The organism is Rhodanobacter sp. FW106-PBR-R2A-2-24, assembly GCF_058789615.1.
This window is the reverse complement of sequence record NZ_JBYTBV010000002.1, coordinates 1075606-1091141: the sequence shown is the minus strand read 5'-3', so window position 1 is coordinate 1091141 and position 15536 is coordinate 1075606. Positions and strand designations below refer to the sequence as shown.

Genomic DNA, 15536 nt, shown 5'->3' with positions numbered 1-15536 from the left:
GAAATGACACAGCAGAAGAAACGCATCGGCATCGTCGGCGCGCGCGGCCACACCGGCGCGGAGCTGATCCGCCTGATCGCGGCGCATCCCGCACTGGAGCTGGCCTTCGTCTCCTCGCGCGAGCTGGACGGCCAGCGCGTCAGCGAACACAGCGACGCCTACGCGGGCGACCTGCGCTACGAGAGCCTCGATCCCGCCGCGGTGGCCGCCAAGCGCGCCGACGTGGTGATCCTCGCCTTGCCCAACGGCAAGGCCGCGCCCTATGTGGAAGCCATCGACGAGGCCGCGCCAGATACCCTGATCGTCGACCTCTCTGCCGACTACCGTTTCGATCCGTCGTGGTACTACGGCCTGCCCGAGCTCACCCGCGGCAGGTGGCGCGGCGAGCGGCACATCTCGAACCCCGGCTGCTACGCCACCGCGATGGAGCTCTCCATCGCGCCGCTGAGGGATCTGCTGGCCGCGCCGCCGGTGTGCTTCGGCGTGTCGGGCTATTCTGGCGCGGGCACCACGCCCTCGGACAAGAACGACCCGGACAAGCTGCGCGACAACCTGATGCCGTACGCGCTCACCGGCCACACGCACGAGAAGGAAGTCAGCTTCCAGCTCGGCCTGCCGGTGGAATTCATGCCGCACGTGGCGCCGCACTTCCGCGGTCTCACCGTCACCACCAACCTGTACCTGTCGCGCGCGCTGAAGCGCGAGGACGTGCTGCAGCGTTTCCACACCGCCTACGACAACGAGAAACTGGTCAGCGTGACCGACGAGGCACCGTGGGTCAGCCGCGTCGCGCACCGCCATCACGCCGAGGTCGGCGGTTTCGCCGTGTCCGCCGACGGCAAGCGGGTGGTGGTGGTGGCGACATTGGACAACCTGTTGAAAGGCGCGGCGACGCAGGCGATGCAGAACATCAACCGCGTGTTGGGACTGGACGAGTTGACCGCGATACCCATGGATGCCTGACGCAGCCGAGGCATCGGGGGCTCGGCAGGGACATCGTCGCCGGCACCCGCCTTTCCGAATTTCCCATTCCCCCATCCCGAATCCCGGAGATCCCCATGACCCAACCCCTCTGGCAAAAATCCGGCATCCGGATCGACGCGAAGATCATGCGTTTCCTCGCCGGCGACGACGTGATCCTCGACCGCGAGTTCTTCCTGCACGACATTGTCGCCAGCAAGGCGCATGTCGAAGGCCTCGCCCACATCGGCGTGGTGAGTACCGACGAGGCCGACGCGCTGAAGCGCGAGCTGGACGCACTGGCCGATGACTTCAGGAGCGGTGCCTTCGTGCTGGACGAGCGCTACGAGGATGGCCACTCCGCCATCGAGGCGCGTCTCATCGAGCGCCTGGGCGACGCCGGTCGCCGCGTGCACACCGGGCGAAGCCGCAACGACCAGATCCTGGTAGCCACGCGGTTGTGGCTGAAGGACAAGCTCATCGCGCTGGAAACGCACTGCCGCGCCATTGCCCAGGTCTGCCTTGAGCGCACCGCACAGCCGGCCATCCCGCTGCCGGGCTATACCCACCTGCAACGCGCGGTGGTGTCCTCTACCGCGATGTGGTTCGCCGGCTTCGCCGAGGGCTTCATCGACAACGCGCTGCGCGCGCGGCAGACGCTGGCCCTGATCGACGCCAACCCGCTCGGCACCGCCGCCGGCTACGGCGTGAACCTCGCGCTCGACCGCGCGCACACCACGCAAGCGCTCGGCTTCGCGCGCATGCAGCTCAGCCCGATCTACGCGCAGCTCTCGCGCGGCAAGTTCGAGATGGCGGTGCTGGAGGCGATCGGCGGCGCGCTGCTGGACACGCGCCGGCTGGCCTGGGACTTGTCGCTGTTCACCACCGCCGAATTCGATTTCGTGAAGCTGCCGGCCGAGTACACCACCGGCAGCTCGATCATGCCGAACAAGCGCAACCCCGACGTGGTGGAACTGCTGCGTGCCAGCTATGCCAGCGTGGCGGCCGCGCGCACCGAGGTCGAGCAGCTGCTGTCGCTGCCCTCGGGCTACCAGCGCGACCTGCAGTTCTCCAAGGGCTCGATCTTCCACGGCGTGCGCCATGGCCTGATGGCGCTGGAACTGGTGCCCGACCTGCTGGCGCGCCTACAGTGGAACGAGGGCGCGATGCGCGCGGCGATCGAGCCGGCGATGTACGCCACCGACGTGGCGATCGAGCAGGCCGCCGCCGGCGTGCCGTTCCGCGAGGCCTACCGCGCCGCGGCCGAGACCGCAGCTTCGGCAGGGCAGGGGCGTACGCCCGAGGGCAGCCTGGCCGCGCGCGTTTCGCCCGGTGCGGGCGACGATCTTCGGCTGGACGAATTGCAGGCGAGACTTGGCCGTCTGGACGGCTGAACGGAGGCGTCATGGGGGTTGTCGGTACGGGGAACGCCGAGCACTATCGCTGGGGCTATGGCTGCGACGGCTGGCATCTGCTGGCCGGCGACGACCTCAGCGTGATCGAGGAGTGCATGCCGCCCGGCACAGCGGAGCAGCGCCATCGCCATGCCCGTGCGCGGCAGTTCTTCTACGTGTTGGAAGGGGAGGCGGTGCTGGAAATGGATGGGACACCCCACCGCTTGCGTCGGCATGAGGGCTTGCACGTGCCCCCCGGCGTCGCCCACCAGATACGCAATGACAGCGTCGCCGACGTGCGCTTCCTGGTGGTGTCTTCGCCCAAGAGCCATGGCGACCGCCTGGCCGCCCCTGCGGAGGCCAACGCATGAGCGGCAAGCTTTCCGCACAACCCCTGCCGCCTTGGCGGCGCGCCGTGCTCAAGGTGGGCAGCAACCTGCTGGCTGCCGATGGCGGCGGGCTTTCCGGGCAATACGCCTCGGCGTTGGCGGCCTTCATCGCCGCCAGCCAGGCGCAGGGGCGCGACGTGGTGCTGGTGTCCTCCGGCGCGGTGGCGGCGGGGCGCGCGCTGTTGCGCGAGCACGCGCCGGCGCTGGGCGATATCGCCGCGCGGCAGGCGCTGGCCGCGCTGGGGCAGGCGCCGATGGTCGCGTTGTGGCAGTCGCTCTCGGTGCGCCCGGTGGCGCAGGTGCTGTTGACCCACGACGACCTGCGCCATCGCCGCCGGTACCTCAACGCCCGCGCTACCTTGCGCGAGCTGCTGCGCCTCGGCGTGCTGCCGGTGGTGAACGAGAACGACACCGTGGCAGTGGATGAGCTGAAGCTCGGCGACAACGACAATCTCGCCGCCATCGTCGCCGCACTGGTCGACGCCGAGTTGCTGCTGATCGCCTCCGACATCGATGCGCTGTACAGCGCCGACCCGCGCCGCGACCCTGCCGCCACGCCCATCGCGCACGTCGCCGCACTCACCCCGGCGATCCTCGCCATGGCCGGCGGCAGCGGTTCGAGCGTGGGCACCGGTGGCATGCGCACCAAGCTGGAAGCCGCGAAGAAGGCGGCGACGGCGGGCATTCCCACCGCGCTGTTCAACGGACGCGACACCGATACCGTGCGCGCGCTGGGGCGCGGCGAACTGCGCGGCACGCTGTTCAACGCCGCCGCCAGCCGGCTGCAGGCGCGCAAGTACTGGCTGCAGCATGCGCCGGGGGCGAGTGGCCGCATCCGCGTGGATGCGGGTGCGGCGAAAGCCCTGGCTGGCGGTCGCGTCTCGCTGCTGCCCGGCGGCGTGCTCGGCGCCGAGGGCGAGTTCCTACGCGGCGACCTGGTGGAGATCGTGGCCGAGGATGGCATGCCGGTGGCGCGCGGGCTCTGCCACTACAACGCCGCCGAACTCGCGCGCATCCAGGGCCGGCACAGCCGGGAGATCCTCGCCGTGCTGGGCTACAGCTACGGCGACGAAGTGATCCACCGCGACGATCTCGTCGCCCTGGCCACCACCACCGATGCACCGGAGCTTCCCGCATGAGCGCGATCCGCCACCAGGCCGAGGCCTGCCGCGCCGCCGTGCCCGCCATCGCCGCGCTCTCGACCGGCGCCAAGCGCGCGCTGCTGCACGCCATGGCCGCCGCGCTGGAAGCGCGGTGCGAGGCCGTGCTCACCGCCAATGCGCGCGACCTGCAGGCGGCGGCGGAAAAAGGCGTGGCCGGCGCGATGCTGGATCGCCTGCGGCTGGATGCCCCGCGTGTGGCCGGCATCGCGCAGGCCTTGCGCGAAGTGGCCGCGCTGCCCGATCCGGTGGGCCAGGTCACGCGCACGGAGGTGCGCCCCAACGGCATCCGCGTGGAACGCGTACGCATTCCGCTGGGCGTGATCGCGATGATCTACGAGGCGCGCCCCAACGTCACCGCCGACGCCGCCGCGCTGTGCCTGATGGCCGGCAACGTGGTGCTCCTGCGCGGCGGCTCGGAGGCGATCCACTCCAACCTCGCCATCGCTGCTGCATTGCACACGGCGCTGCGCGGGCACGGTCTGCCCGAGGCGGCGGTCACCGTGGTGGAGGATCTGCGCCGCGAGACGATGGTGGAGCTGCTGCAGCTCAGCGACCTGGTCGACCTGGCCATTCCGCGCGGCGGCGAAGGCCTGATCCGCTTCGTCACCGAGCACGCGCGCGTGCCGGTGATCAAGCATTACAAGGGCGTGTGCCATCTCTACGTGGATCGCGCCGCCGACCTCGCGCTGGCGCTGGATCTGCTGGTCGACGGCAAGACCTCGCGCCCCGGCGTGTGCAATGCGCTGGAAACGCTGCTGGTGCATCGCGATGTCGCCGCGGCGTTCCTGCCGCGCGCCGCGCAGGCGCTGCGCGGACGCGGCGTGGAACTGCGCGGCGACGACGCCAGCCGCGCGCTGGTGCCCGATATGCAGACCGCCATCGACGACGACTACGCCGCCGAGTTCCTCGCCCTGATCCTCGCCGTGCGCGTGGTGGACAGCCTGGACGATGCCATCGCCCACATCCGCCGCTACGGCTCCGACCACACCGAGGTGATCGCCACCCGCGACGAGGCCGCCGCCGCGCGCTTCGTGCAGGCGATGCGCTCGGCGGTGGTGATGGTCAACGCCTCCTCGCGCTTCAGCGATGGCGGCGAGCTGGGGCTGGGTGCGGAAATCGGCATCTCCACCACGCGTCTGCACGCCTACGGCCCGATGGGCGCGGAGGCGCTCACCATCGAGCGCTTCGTGGTGCGCGGCGAGGGGCAGGTGCGGCACGCGGCCAGCCGCGGCTGACGACATCCCGCGCGCGGCGCGTGACAACGTGCCGCGCCTGCTTTGCACATGGCCATGCGCCGCGTCCGGCCGTGCGTGCGAAAATGCATCGCAGACAGACTGGGTGCGTGGGAGTGGTGCGGTGAAGGCGTTGGCGCGGCATGCCATGCATCGACGGTTGGCTTGGCTGGCGCTGCTGGCCATGGCCTTCGTCGCCGTCCTGCCGTCGATCTCGCGCGTGCTGCCGCGGGCTTCCGCGATGCCCGGCATGGATGCCATGGCCCACGCGCGTCACGCGGCGACGCGCCAGCCGGATGTCCCCGGCGAGCCCGATGATCCCCTGCAGCGCTGCGCGTACTGCGTGCTGCTGGCGCACAGCCCCGCGCTGGGCGCCGGCGCGTTTGCGCCGCTGTTGCTACCCACCCCGTTGCCGTCCGCGCCGCCCGTGGCGCCAACCCTCGCCGCGCGCGTGCAGCCCGCGTGGAGCGCGTCTGCGCGTGGGCCGCCGGCCTCGGCCTGAGTTGCGGTTGCACCCGTCGCGCCATGGTGGCGACGGCACACCCACTGAAAGACCGTCGGGTACGGTGCGCGTTGGCGCGCTCCCGCGCGGTCGGCTGGTTGTCCGCATGCGCCTCGGCGCCATCCGGATGGCCCTGATACGGAGATTTTCATGCGAACCACCGACCATTGGCGCGCTTTCTGCGCGCTGGCCTGCCTGCTGCTGGCCGGCACTTTCCCCTCGCTGGCACAGGCTTGTGCCACCTGCGGCTGCACGCTCAGCACCGATGCGGCGACCGGCTATTCGACCGCCTCGGGCTGGCGCGTCACGCTCGACTACACCTATCTCGACCAGAACCAGTTGCGCCATGGCAGCGACCGCGCCACGCCTGCGCAGGTGATCGACCAGCCGTCCGATCCGGCGATGGCCGGCGGCGAGATCGAGAAGGGCACCATCAACCGTTACCTTACCCTCGGCGTGGCCTACCGCCTCAATGTGGACTGGGGCGTGAGCCTGTCCGCGCCGTGGGTGGCACGCGACCACACCACCTACGGCATGCAGATGCAGCCCTATGCGCCGTCGATGACCGCGCCCGACCAGGTCAGCGGCGCCCGGGTGGCCGGGCTGGGCGACATCAAGCTGCTGGGCGATTACCAGGGCTTCCTGCCCATGCACAACCTCGGCGTGCAGTTCGGCGTGAAGCTGCCGACCGGCCGCTACGGCGGGCAGACCGAGGACGGCCGGCAGGTTGGTCACCCCGTGAGCTTCCGCAGCGGGCCCGCGGCGGGTGAGGCGCTGGACACCAGTCTGCAGGCAGGCACCGGCAGCACCGACCTGATCGTGGGTGCGTACTACTACCAGCCGATAAGCCAGGATTTCGACGCCTTCGTCAGCGGACAGTTCCAGGCGGCCGTCGCCCAGCGGCTGGATGCGGCGGGCGCGGATTATCGCCCCGGCAACCAGACCTCGCTCAGCGTGGGCCTGCGCTACGAGGCGCATGCGAAATGGGTGCCGCAATTGCAGTTGAACTGGCTGCGCAAGATGGCCGACCAGGGTGCGCTGGCCGACGCGCCGAACACGGCGGGCACAGTGGCCTACCTGAGCCCGGGCATCAGCGCCAGCCTCACGCGCAAGCTGCAGGCCTATGCCTTCGTGCAGGTGCCGGTCTATCGCCACCTTGCGGGTTATCAACTGTTTCCCGGCTGGACCGGTACGCTCGGCCTCAGCCTGCAACTCTGACGTTGACGGCGCCGCCGCGACCCGGCGGCGCCGCCTGGAGGTTGGTATGAAACTGCGTCTGCTCCACGGTCCGATCCGCGCCCTGTGTCTCGCGGCCCTGCTGTTCGCCACTCTGTCGGGGGCGGTGCGCGCCAACGACCTGGTCGTCGGCAAGCCGGCGCCGGCGATCGTCCTGCACACCTTGGATGGTGGGGAGATCAGTCTCGCCGCACTGCACGGCAAGGTGGTGATCCTCACCTTCTGGGCCACCTGGTGCGCGCCGTGCCGCGCGGAGTTGCCGCTGCTGTCGCGCTATGCCAAGGCGCATGCGGAGGATGGCCTGGTGGTGCTGGGCTTCAGCCTCGATGCGCCCGACGAGCTGGGCGAGGTGCGCGCGGTGGCGAAGTCGCTGAGCTTCCCGGTCGGCTTGCTGGGCGATCCACACGTACCGGGTTACGGACGCATCTGGCATCTGCCGGTGAGCTTCACCGTTGACCGCCATGGCGTGCTGGTGGACGACGGCTGGAAAGACCGGCAGCCGGAGTGGACGGAAGCACGCTTGCAGCGCGTTGTCACGCCGCTGCTGGCGGCGCGCCACTGAGCTTCAGCCGTTCGCGTCGCGCCACGCCTGCACTGCCTGCGCGAAGGCGAGGCAGTCGGCGTGGCGGTTGTACAGCGGCGCCGGGGAAATGCGGATCACGTCGGGCTCGCGCCAGTCGCCGACCACGCCGTGGGCCATCAGGTACTCGAACAGCGCGCGACCACGCGCGCGGCCGCCCTGCACGCGGATCGAGAGTTGCGCGCCGCGGCGCGCGGGTTCGGCGGGGGTGACGATCTCCAGCGTATCGGCGAGCAGGGTGTTCACCAGCCACTCCAGGTAGCCGGTGAGCTGCTCCGATTTCGCGCGCAGCCGCGCCATGCCGGCACGGTGGAAGATCTCCAGCGAGGCGCGCAGCGGCGCCAGCGCGAGGATCGGCGGGTTGGACAGCTGCCAGCCGTCGGCGCCGGGCGTGGGCTGGAAGCTGGGGCCCATCTGGAAACGGGTGGCCTGGTCGTGGCCCCACCAGCCAGCAAAGCGCGGCAGTTCGGCGTGCGCGTGGCGCGCATGCACGAAGGCGCCGCCCACCGCGCCGGGGCCGGCGTTCAAATATTTGTAGCTGCACCAGATGGCGAAGTCGGCGCCGCTGTCGTGCAATTGCAAGGGCAGGTTGCCCACCGCGTGGGCGAGATCGAAACCCACGATGCAGCCGTGCCGGTGGCCGAGCGCGGTGATCGCTTGCAGGTCGAAGGCCTGGCCGCTGCGGTATTGCACGCCGGGCAGCAGCACCAGCGCGACGCGCGAGCCATGTTCGGCCAGCGCACGTTCGATCGCCGCCATCGACAGCGTGCCGTTCGGCTCGTCGGCTTCCAGCTCGATCAGCGCGGTGGCCGGGTCGAAGCCGTGGAAGCGCACCTGCGATTCCAGCGCATAGCGGTCGGTGGGGAAGGCGCCGGCTTCCATCAGGATGGCGGGGCGCGCGGCGGTGGGGCGGTAGAAACTCACCAGCAGCAGGTGCAGGTTCACGCCCAGCGAGTTCATCGCCACCACTTCGGACGGCTGCGCGCCCACCACTTCGGCCAGGTGGTCGCGCACGAACGCGTGGTAATGCATCCATGGCAGCGGGCCGTTGAAATGGCCTTCCACCGCTTGCGTGCCCCAGCTGTCCAGCTCGGCGGCCAGTGCGGCGCGCACCGCGCGCGGCTGCAGGCCCAGCGAGTTGCCGCAGAAATAGACGCTGTCGCGCCCGTCGTGCGGCGGGATCAGGAACTCATCGCGGAATGCGCGCAGCGGGTCGGCGGCGTCGGCGGCCTCGGCCCATGCGGCGCTGGCTTGGTAGTGGGAAGACATCGGCGATCCTGTCGGGATGGCCCCGCCGGCAGGCAGGGCGGGGCGTTACTTCAGCTGCGCGGCCAGCGCGGTGCAGCCCTTGTCGAAGGCGGCGATCCAGGCGGCGCCGGCCTTGCTCTGCTGCGGGCGCAGGCAACGCAGCTGGATGGCGTGGCCGTCCTTGTACCAGTACAGCTCGCGGTAAACGGCTGCCACACCGGCTTCGCGCGCGGTGTAGCTGTAGGTGTTGGGTACGGTGGCCTTGCCGGCGGTCTGGTAGCCGGGCAGGGCGGCGGCCTTGGCGCTGGCCTGGCTCACGTAGGCCTGGAAACCGGCGATGTCCGGCTCGGCCTTCACCGTCACCGTGATGCGGGCCAGCACGGCCTGGCCGGTCGGCGAGGGGTCGGGCACCTGGAACACCAGGGTCTCGGGGTCGCCGTCGGTTTGCAGGATCTCCAGCCAGCTGTCGGGCGTGCTGAAGTGCACGCTGCCGCCGGCCATGCTGTTGCTGCCGGCGCTGGCCGGGCCGGCGGCGCAGAGGCCGATGGCGAGGGCGGCGGCGATGGCGATGGGGCGCAGGTAGCCCATGGGAATCCTCAAGCAGTGGTGGCGGTGACGAAGCGGCGTTCGGGCAGGCCCAGCCATTCCAGCGCGGTGCCGTGGAACAGGCGCGCGCGGTCGGCGTCGGAGAGCCCCAGCGCCTCGATGCTTTCGCCTGGCGCCTGTTCGCCCAGCGGGAAAGGATAATCGGTGCCGAGCATCACCTGGCGGACACCCGTCACATCCAGCAGCCAGCGCAGCGCCTGATCGTCGTGCACGCAGGAGTCGAAATAAAACCGCTTGAGGTACTCGCGCGGATTGCGTGGGTTGTCGGTGGCCACCAGGTCGGGGCGCATCTTGAAACCGTGCTCGATGCGGCCGATCGTCCACGGGAAACTGCCGCCGCCATGGGCCAGCATCACGCGCAGCTTCGGTAGCCGTTCCAGTACGCCGCCGAAGGCGAGGCAGCAGGCGGCGCGTGCCTGCTCGGCGGGCATGCCGACCAGCCACGGCATCCAGTATTTCGGCATGCTGGCCATGCCCATCATGTCCCACGGGTGCACCAGCACCGCGGCGCCGAGGTCGGCGGCGGCCTCGAAGAACGGGAACAGTTCGGGCGCATCCAGGTTCCAGTCGCCGCAGTGCGAGCCAATCTGCACACCCTGCAGGCCCAGCTCGTCGATGCAGCGCTCCAGCTCGCGCACGGCCAGCTGCGGCGCCTGCAACGGCACGGTGCCGATGCCGGCGTAGTGGCGCGGGAAATCACGGCAGATACCCGCCATGTGGTCGTTCAAGTGGCGGTGCAGCTCCAGCGCCTGGTGCCCCGGCGCCCAGTAGGAAAACAGCACCGGCACGGTGGAGATCACCTGCACGTCCACGCCGAAACGGGCGTAGTCGGCGATGCGCGCCGCGGGGTCGAAGGCGGAATCCCACACCTCGCGGAAGAACTTGCCGTCCTTGTAGATGCGGTGGCGGCCGTCGGTATGCGTCATCACCGGAAAGCGGTTGTCGCCGTAACGGGCGGCGAGATCCGGCCAGTCGCGGGGCAGGATATGTGCGTGGGTGTCGATCTTGAGCATCCAAGCAGTTTATCGCCTTGCGGCCGCAGCGTCGTGCCGCCGGCGCGACCGCTTGACAGCCAGCAGCACGATCGACAAACTACGCAGCTTCCCGCCCGAATAGCTCAGCTGGTTAGAGCACTTGACTGTTAATCAGGGGGTCGTTGGTTCGAGTCCAACTTCGGGCGCCACCTTTCAAAAGCCAGCAAGTCGTTGCTGGCTTTTGCTTTTATGGCGTCGCCAGAAGCTTTGGCGTGGCAGCGTTCGGCCCAGTGTTGGCCCAGAGGTACAGTTTCGGTACATCGCCAAAACGGGAGGGCTTCATGGCGACGATGGTGCGAACGCCTTTGGACACCTGGACGGCCGTCATCCGCAAGCAGGGATGGCCAACCACAGCCAGGATTTTCCGCACTCAGCGCGACGCCAAAGGCTGGGCGCGCAGCACCGGGGGCGAGATGGTGCGCGGTGTGTATATCGAGCGTGATGCGTCGGGTCTGGCCCCGAAACCTCAGCGTTTGCCGAGCAGGTCGGATCTTCCAACAACTGCGCGATCCTGCGGTACAGGCTTCGGGTCAGAAAATCCGGTGAACGCAGCGCCGAGCTCTGCCTCGCCCAACGCGTAGATGCGTTTGCCGCGGAGTCCTTCCAGCCCTTCTTGCCAGGCGCGCAACATGCGTTTGCCGATCTCTGCGAAGCCAGGGTGTTCGACCATCGCCGCACGGACTTGGGGGCCCACATCGGCCATGGCTGCACCGATCTGCTCGACGATCCCGGCTTGCTCGCGCGGCTGCACACCGAACGTCGCGCTGATGAAGGTTCGCAAACTCTTGCCCGGGTTCCAGGTTTTCTTGCCCATGAAGGCGATGGCGGGCGGATTCTTCGCGTAGTCCGCGTAGGCGACCGTGGTGATCATGTCGTATGCCGGCGCGAGGTGCACATCGTCGTGGCGGGTGTAACGCAGGGCCACGTTCTTGGCGTGGCAATCAGCATTGCGCAAAGCGTAGGTCAGCAGCAGCAAGGTCGCCATCTGGCGGAATACATCCTGGCGGTTTGCTGCCGGCACATGGTCGCGCACCGCCTTGGCGATACGCTCCCAGGTGGTTTCGTACTTGGCTGCGGGGCGCAGACCCAGCAAGGCACAGAAATCCTCCATACCCCAGTGTCGCGCACCGTTTTCGTCCACATCGAACCGGTGGACGACCAGCGCCTGGCCATCGTGCGAGATCTCCGTCGCTGCCGCAGGCATCACTCTACGGACGACCTGCATGCACAGGTGCTCGTTCAAGGATACGAAGGGCAACAAGCGTGACGAACCCTTGATGATGTGCCTGTGGGTAAGCAGGATGGCTTTCTTGTGCGGGCCGAGATGAACGTGCTCAGTCGCGTTGTCCAGAAACTTCGGCACCACGCCCGACACGCCGCTGGCCGCGTGCCGTCGTACCAGTTCGGCGAAGGCTTCCTCGGAGTTGTCGCCTTGCAGCAGAGCGGCAACGTCCACCGGTGTGGCCGGCTCGTCCAGCTTCGCACCGGCGGGTGCCACCTGCACACGTCCGATCATGTTGCGGCCGATCACCGACAGCAGCGCCATTGGACTGGCGCCGATGTGCGGGCCGAACTGTTCCTGCAGCACTTGCAGCAGGTAGCCCTCCGGCAGGTTCATCTGGAAGATGGGGTGCAGCACGTCATCCCAGCGCCACGGCTCGCGGCGCACGCGTATGGTCAGGGAGACGAACTCGTCCGTGGAAACGCCGTCGTGATACGTCAGCACGCTCTTGAAGTCGCCAATCGCCTCCAGCATGGCGACGTCACGGCCGAGCACGTGGACAGCGAGGTTCACGTATCGCCTCCGCGCTCGCGACGCAGCTCATCCAATGAACCGGATGAACCTGTCTCCTCGAACTGCAGCTCCATGCCCAGCACCGCCAGGATGGCCAACAGCTTGCGCGAGCCGAGCTCGGCCAGTTTGCCGCGCTCAAAGCGGGACAAGGTTTCCTGGGGGATGCCAGCACGCACGGCGACATCGCCTTGCTTCAGGCCGAGCGTGCGTCGCCGGGTGGCTACGGCTTCGCCAAGTTCCAGTACGGTCTGCATTTGATATATGTATCAATAATTTGTGTCTTGGCCTTATTATTTGACGTATATGTCTAAAATTGCAACTGGGCGGCTTCAATAGCCTGGCGGCAAGTCACCAAGCTGCTGGTGAGGCAGGAACCTCATCAACGGGGTGCCCGGGAGGCGCCCCGTGGCGGTGGTTGCAGCAGGCGGCGAGTTTTTCCCTGGTGCTCAGTCCTTGCCTTTGAGCCTGGCCACCAGTGCCTGCAGCGTGGCTTGGGTGTCGGGGTGGAAGTAGCCTTCGAGGAAGGCGCCTAGCGGCAGCGCGTCGACGTCGGCGTAGGTGGCGACGAGGTCGGCGCGGGCGAGGCGGCGGGTGGCGAGCATGGCGTGCGCGGGCAGGGCCAGCAGTTCGCCCATCCAGTGCAGGGCACGGGTGGTGACCTGATCCACGGCGGTGATCTCGTCGACGAAGCCACAGGCCAGCGCCGCGGCGGCGTCGACCATGGCGCCCGCCACCAGCAGGCGTTCGGCGCGGTAGCTGCCGACCACGCGGCGCAGCGCGAACTGGATGCAGTCGGGCACGGTGAGCCCCACCTGCACTTCGTTGAGGCCGATCTTGTACGGGCCTTCGGCCATCACGCGGTAGTCGCACATCAGCGCCAGCACAGCACCGCCGGCGGGGCTGTGGCCGGTGATGGCGGCGACCAGCGGCACGGTTGAGGTGGCCAGTGCGGCGGCGGTGGCGAAGAACTCGCGCCAGAAAGCGCGCGCGCCGTCGCGATCCTGCGTGAGCAGGGCGGGCACGTCCACGCCGGCGCTGAACATGCCGGGCGACCCGGCGAGCACGATGCCGCGTGCGCCGGCGGCGACGGCCTCGGCATGGGCCCTGCGCAGCGCTGCGAGCAACTCGCGGTTCAGCGCGTTGACCGGCGGGCGGGCGAGGCGGATTTCGGTGATGGCGTCGTGCGTGATGATGTCGAGCATGGGATTCATCCTTGCGGCTGTTGCGCCGCCGTCCAGTGGTAGCGCACAGCGTAATCCAGCACGGCCTTGCCGTTGGCGGGTACGTCGACGCGGAAGCTCAGGGTGTCGGTAGTCTGCTGGTCGGGTTTTTCGTTGGAGGAGGCCAGCGACCATTCGCGCCAGCGGTTGGGGTGTTCGCGCACGATGACCGTGCGCGCCGCCGCGCCGCTGTTGGTGAGGGTGATGCGGAAGCCTTCGTCCAGCGTGCGGCCGGCGCGATCCACGTGGAAGCTGGTGCGTTCGCGCGTGGCGCGCAGATCGAAGGCGGTGCCCAGGGTGATGGTGGCGTCGGTGCCCTTGGGCGTGTCGTTGAGGCGACCTTCGCCGATGAACTGCGGCGTGCCGTGGGCGTCTTGTGCCAGCACGCGCAGGTAGCCGGCGGGCAGGCTGTCCAAGGCGGTGAGCTTGAGCGTGGTGTAGATGGCGCCGGTGTTGCTGCCGCTGTTGAAGTCGCTGCCCAGCATGGGCTGCGCGGGCTGCCAGTTGCCGCCGTCCTCGTAGAGGTTGGTGCGCGTGCAGGCGAGCTCGCGAGTGGCGTACAGCGGCAACTGGCTGACGCTGCCGTCGGGCAGATCCACCGGCGCGGGCAGGGTGTAGCTGCGGTAGTTGTCCAGCTGTGCCTGTTCGGGCAGCGGCGCGGCGGCGTAGGCCTTGGCCATCAGCATCATCGGGCGCGGCGCGGCGGCCTTGGCGAAGCTGGGCGAGCCGGCGATCAGGGTGAGGTGGGCATCGTGCCAGTCGCGGCCGCTGCGGTTGGCGATGGAGGCGCGTGCCGCAAACTGCATGCGGCAGCTGGCGCCGGGCTGCAGCGCGGCCACGTAGGCGGCGCGCCAGCCCAGTCCGGCGGCGGGATAGCTGAGCACGGCCGCAGCCTGGCCGGCGCGTTTGGCGTCCAGGCGCAGGATCAGGCTGGTGCCACCGGGGATGCCGCCATCGCTGGCGCGCACGGCAGCGTACTGATGCACCAGGGTGTCGCCGGACGACGAGTGCACCACCAGACCATCCGCGCTCACGCGCAGCAGCTTGCCTTCGAGAAAGGGCTGGCCGTTCTCGCCCAGTACGGTCACCTCGCGACCGACCAGGCCGGCGAGCGCGGCGTCGCTGCCTTGGGCCAGTTGCAGGCGCTGCGCCAGCACCGTGGCGGCGCCATCGGGGAACGTCAGCGCCAGCGCCTCGGCGTCGAGCTGGTCGGGCAGGTTGTCCAGGGTGAGGTCCTGCACGCCACGCTTCAGCATGAGCGTGCGCTGCTCGCGCACTACGGCGTGGCCGTCGTCGACCTTGCCCTCGCCGTGGCTGGTGTAGAGCGCAGGGCTGTCGCTGCGGTACAGGGTGAGGCTGGCGTCGTCGGCGGCGAGCGCCGGCATGGCGGCCAGCCCGCAACAGAGGCTGGCGAGGGCAAGGGCGGTGCGGTGCGGACGCGTCATGGCGGGGCTCCGGATGGGGAGCAGCCATCATAACCAGCGTGGGGTCAGGGCGTGCCGTCGACCTGCGCCGCGTCGCGGATCGCCGCGGGCAGCGCCACCGGCTTGCCGCTGGCCGGATCCATCCACACCATCACGACGTGGCCGTCGCAGTAGAGCTGGCTGGCGTCGGCGGCGTCCACGATGCGGTGGGCGATGGTCATGGAGCTGTTGCCCATGCGCTCGACATAGAGCTGCACTTGCAACTGTGCGGGCCAGGCGATGGGCCGGCGGTAGTTGAGTTGCACGGCGGCCATCACCGGCATGCTGTGCTCGTCGAACCACGGGCCGGGCACGTGGCTGAGCCACTGCAGGCGCGCCTCTTCGAGATAGGTGAGGTAGTTGGAGTTGTTGACGTGGTTGAAGGCGTCGAGGTCGCGCCAGCGCGCGGCGAGCGCGGCCACGAACAGCGGTGTCGGCGCGGTGCTGGGCGCGGTTTCCGGCGTGGGCGATGCGGTGTCGACCGGAACCGCGTCGGGCTGATGCACGGTGGGCTTGGCCTTGCGGCGGCGGCTGGGCTTGGGGGTTTCGCTGGGGTTGTTCATGGCATCTCCGGATCGGCGCCGATCTTGTGCATCGTTTCTCCGTTCGCGCCGGACGCAGCTTGTGGCAGCAGGTGGAGTCGAAGGGCACCAGGTGATGGTGCCCTTCGACTCTGGCGCTACGCGCCGACGCCCAGGGCGAACGGGTGTCTGT

The 15536-nt window shown here is 69.1% G+C and carries 16 protein-coding genes and 1 tRNA gene; 9 read left to right on the top strand and 8 right to left on the bottom strand.

Annotated features, from left to right (window positions below):
• Positions 1–3 precede the first annotated feature (3 nt).
• The 8 genes from argC (at position 4) to AC3WQA_RS06160 (ending at position 7438) form a co-directional block, all read left to right on the top strand.
• Positions 4–963 (top strand): N-acetyl-gamma-glutamyl-phosphate reductase, encoded by a 960-nt coding sequence (argC, locus tag AC3WQA_RS06195; RefSeq protein ID WP_492674194.1) that lies wholly within the window; start codon positions 4–6, stop codon positions 961–963.
• A 95-nt stretch (positions 964–1058) separates the two neighbouring features.
• Positions 1059–2354, top strand: a complete 1296-nt coding sequence (locus tag AC3WQA_RS06190) for an argininosuccinate lyase (RefSeq protein WP_492674193.1) — start codon at positions 1059–1061, stop codon at positions 2352–2354.
• An 11-nt stretch (positions 2355–2365) separates the two neighbouring features.
• Entirely contained in the window at positions 2366–2725 is a 360-nt protein-coding gene (locus tag AC3WQA_RS06185; RefSeq protein WP_492674192.1) for a cupin domain-containing protein, read from the top strand.
• Positions 2722–3882 (top strand): glutamate 5-kinase, encoded by a 1161-nt coding sequence (gene proB, locus AC3WQA_RS06180; RefSeq protein WP_492674191.1) that lies wholly within the window; start codon positions 2722–2724, stop codon positions 3880–3882. Before AC3WQA_RS06185 ends, proB begins: the two co-directional genes overlap by 4 nt.
• The gene (locus AC3WQA_RS06175; RefSeq protein ID WP_492674190.1) at positions 3879–5141 is read left to right on the top strand and encodes a glutamate-5-semialdehyde dehydrogenase; all 1263 of its coding nucleotides are present in this window, start codon (positions 3879–3881) and stop codon (positions 5139–5141) included. The genes proB and AC3WQA_RS06175 overlap by 4 nt, the downstream gene beginning before the upstream one ends.
• 145 nt (positions 5142–5286) lie before the next feature.
• A complete protein-coding gene (locus tag AC3WQA_RS06170) occupies positions 5287–5640 on the top strand; it encodes a DUF2946 family protein (RefSeq protein WP_492674189.1) in 354 nt (117 codons plus the stop codon).
• Positions 5641–5790: 150 nt separating this feature from the next.
• Complete coding sequence (locus AC3WQA_RS06165) at positions 5791–6858, top strand: transporter (RefSeq protein WP_492674188.1); 1068 nt, start codon at positions 5791–5793, stop codon at positions 6856–6858.
• Positions 6859–6904: 46 nt separating this feature from the next.
• Positions 6905–7438: a TlpA disulfide reductase family protein gene (locus AC3WQA_RS06160; RefSeq protein WP_492674187.1), complete on the top strand. Its 534-nt coding sequence runs from the start codon at positions 6905–6907 to the stop codon at positions 7436–7438.
• A 3-nt stretch (positions 7439–7441) separates the two neighbouring features.
• Here the strand turns inward: AC3WQA_RS06160 and kynU are convergent, their stop codons facing one another.
• From kynU to AC3WQA_RS06145, 3 genes are read right to left on the bottom strand one after another with little or no spacing between them, the layout of a single operon-like run.
• Positions 7442–8725: a kynureninase gene (gene kynU, locus AC3WQA_RS06155; protein WP_492674186.1), complete on the bottom strand. Its 1284-nt coding sequence runs from the start codon at positions 8723–8725 to the stop codon at positions 7442–7444.
• A gap of 45 nt (positions 8726–8770) precedes the next feature.
• Positions 8771–9292, bottom strand: coding sequence for a hypothetical protein (locus AC3WQA_RS06150; RefSeq protein ID WP_492674185.1), 522 nt, complete (start codon positions 9290–9292; stop codon positions 8771–8773).
• An 8-nt stretch (positions 9293–9300) separates the two neighbouring features.
• Complete coding sequence (locus AC3WQA_RS06145; RefSeq protein WP_492674184.1) at positions 9301–10323, bottom strand: amidohydrolase family protein; 1023 nt, start codon at positions 10321–10323, stop codon at positions 9301–9303.
• A 93-nt stretch (positions 10324–10416) separates the two neighbouring features.
• On the opposite strand from AC3WQA_RS06145, the gene AC3WQA_RS06140 reads away from it, so the two are divergent.
• A tRNA-Asn gene (locus AC3WQA_RS06140) sits at positions 10417–10493 on the top strand.
• Positions 10494–10810: 317 nt separating this feature from the next.
• On the opposite strand, the gene AC3WQA_RS06135 is transcribed toward AC3WQA_RS06140, so the two are convergent.
• The 5 genes from AC3WQA_RS06135 to AC3WQA_RS06115 all read right to left on the bottom strand — a co-directional run bounded on the left by AC3WQA_RS06135 (position 10811) and on the right by AC3WQA_RS06115 (position 15385).
• On the bottom strand, positions 10811–12121 hold the full coding sequence (locus AC3WQA_RS06135; protein WP_492674183.1) for a type II toxin-antitoxin system HipA family toxin: 1311 nt from the start codon (positions 12119–12121) through the stop codon (positions 10811–10813).
• A gap of 14 nt (positions 12122–12135) precedes the next feature.
• A complete protein-coding gene (locus tag AC3WQA_RS06130) occupies positions 12136–12393 on the bottom strand; it encodes a helix-turn-helix domain-containing protein (RefSeq protein WP_492674182.1) in 258 nt (85 codons plus the stop codon).
• Between the two features lie 192 nt (positions 12394–12585).
• A complete protein-coding gene (locus AC3WQA_RS06125) occupies positions 12586–13341 on the bottom strand; it encodes an enoyl-CoA hydratase/isomerase family protein (RefSeq protein ID WP_492674181.1) in 756 nt (251 codons plus the stop codon).
• Between the two features lie 5 nt (positions 13342–13346).
• On the bottom strand, positions 13347–14804 hold the full coding sequence (locus tag AC3WQA_RS06120) for a DUF4139 domain-containing protein (protein WP_492674180.1): 1458 nt from the start codon (positions 14802–14804) through the stop codon (positions 13347–13349).
• A gap of 44 nt (positions 14805–14848) precedes the next feature.
• Positions 14849–15385 (bottom strand): acyl-CoA thioesterase, encoded by a 537-nt coding sequence (locus AC3WQA_RS06115; RefSeq protein WP_492674179.1) that lies wholly within the window; start codon positions 15383–15385, stop codon positions 14849–14851.
• Positions 15386–15536: the final 151 nt, after the last annotated feature.

Bases quoted from the DNA above. Each gene is read 5' to 3' on its own strand.
- argC (WP_492674194.1), top strand. From the start codon at position 4: ATGACACAGCAGAAGAAACGCATCGGCATCGTCGGCGCGCGCGGCCAC.
- AC3WQA_RS06190 (WP_492674193.1), top strand. From the start codon at position 1,059: ATGACCCAACCCCTCTGGCAAAAATCCGGCATCCGGATCGACGCGAAG.
- AC3WQA_RS06185 (WP_492674192.1), top strand. From the start codon at position 2,366: ATGGGGGTTGTCGGTACGGGGAACGCCGAGCACTATCGCTGGGGCTAT.
- proB (WP_492674191.1), top strand. From the start codon at position 2,722: ATGAGCGGCAAGCTTTCCGCACAACCCCTGCCGCCTTGGCGGCGCGCC.
- AC3WQA_RS06175 (WP_492674190.1), top strand. From the start codon at position 3,879: ATGAGCGCGATCCGCCACCAGGCCGAGGCCTGCCGCGCCGCCGTGCCC.
- AC3WQA_RS06170 (WP_492674189.1), top strand. From the start codon at position 5,287: ATGCATCGACGGTTGGCTTGGCTGGCGCTGCTGGCCATGGCCTTCGTC.
- AC3WQA_RS06165 (WP_492674188.1), top strand. From the start codon at position 5,791: ATGCGAACCACCGACCATTGGCGCGCTTTCTGCGCGCTGGCCTGCCTG.
- AC3WQA_RS06160 (WP_492674187.1), top strand. From the start codon at position 6,905: ATGAAACTGCGTCTGCTCCACGGTCCGATCCGCGCCCTGTGTCTCGCG.
- kynU (WP_492674186.1), bottom strand. From the start codon at position 8,725: ATGTCTTCCCACTACCAAGCCAGCGCCGCATGGGCCGAGGCCGCCGAC.
- AC3WQA_RS06150 (WP_492674185.1), bottom strand. From the start codon at position 9,292: ATGGGCTACCTGCGCCCCATCGCCATCGCCGCCGCCCTCGCCATCGGC.
- AC3WQA_RS06145 (WP_492674184.1), bottom strand. From the start codon at position 10,323: ATGCTCAAGATCGACACCCACGCACATATCCTGCCCCGCGACTGGCCG.
- AC3WQA_RS06130 (WP_492674182.1), bottom strand. From the start codon at position 12,393: ATGCAGACCGTACTGGAACTTGGCGAAGCCGTAGCCACCCGGCGACGC.
- AC3WQA_RS06125 (WP_492674181.1), bottom strand. From the start codon at position 13,341: ATGCTCGACATCATCACGCACGACGCCATCACCGAAATCCGCCTCGCC.
- AC3WQA_RS06120 (WP_492674180.1), bottom strand. From the start codon at position 14,804: ATGACGCGTCCGCACCGCACCGCCCTTGCCCTCGCCAGCCTCTGTTGC.
- AC3WQA_RS06115 (WP_492674179.1), bottom strand. From the start codon at position 15,385: ATGAACAACCCCAGCGAAACCCCCAAGCCCAGCCGCCGCCGCAAGGCC.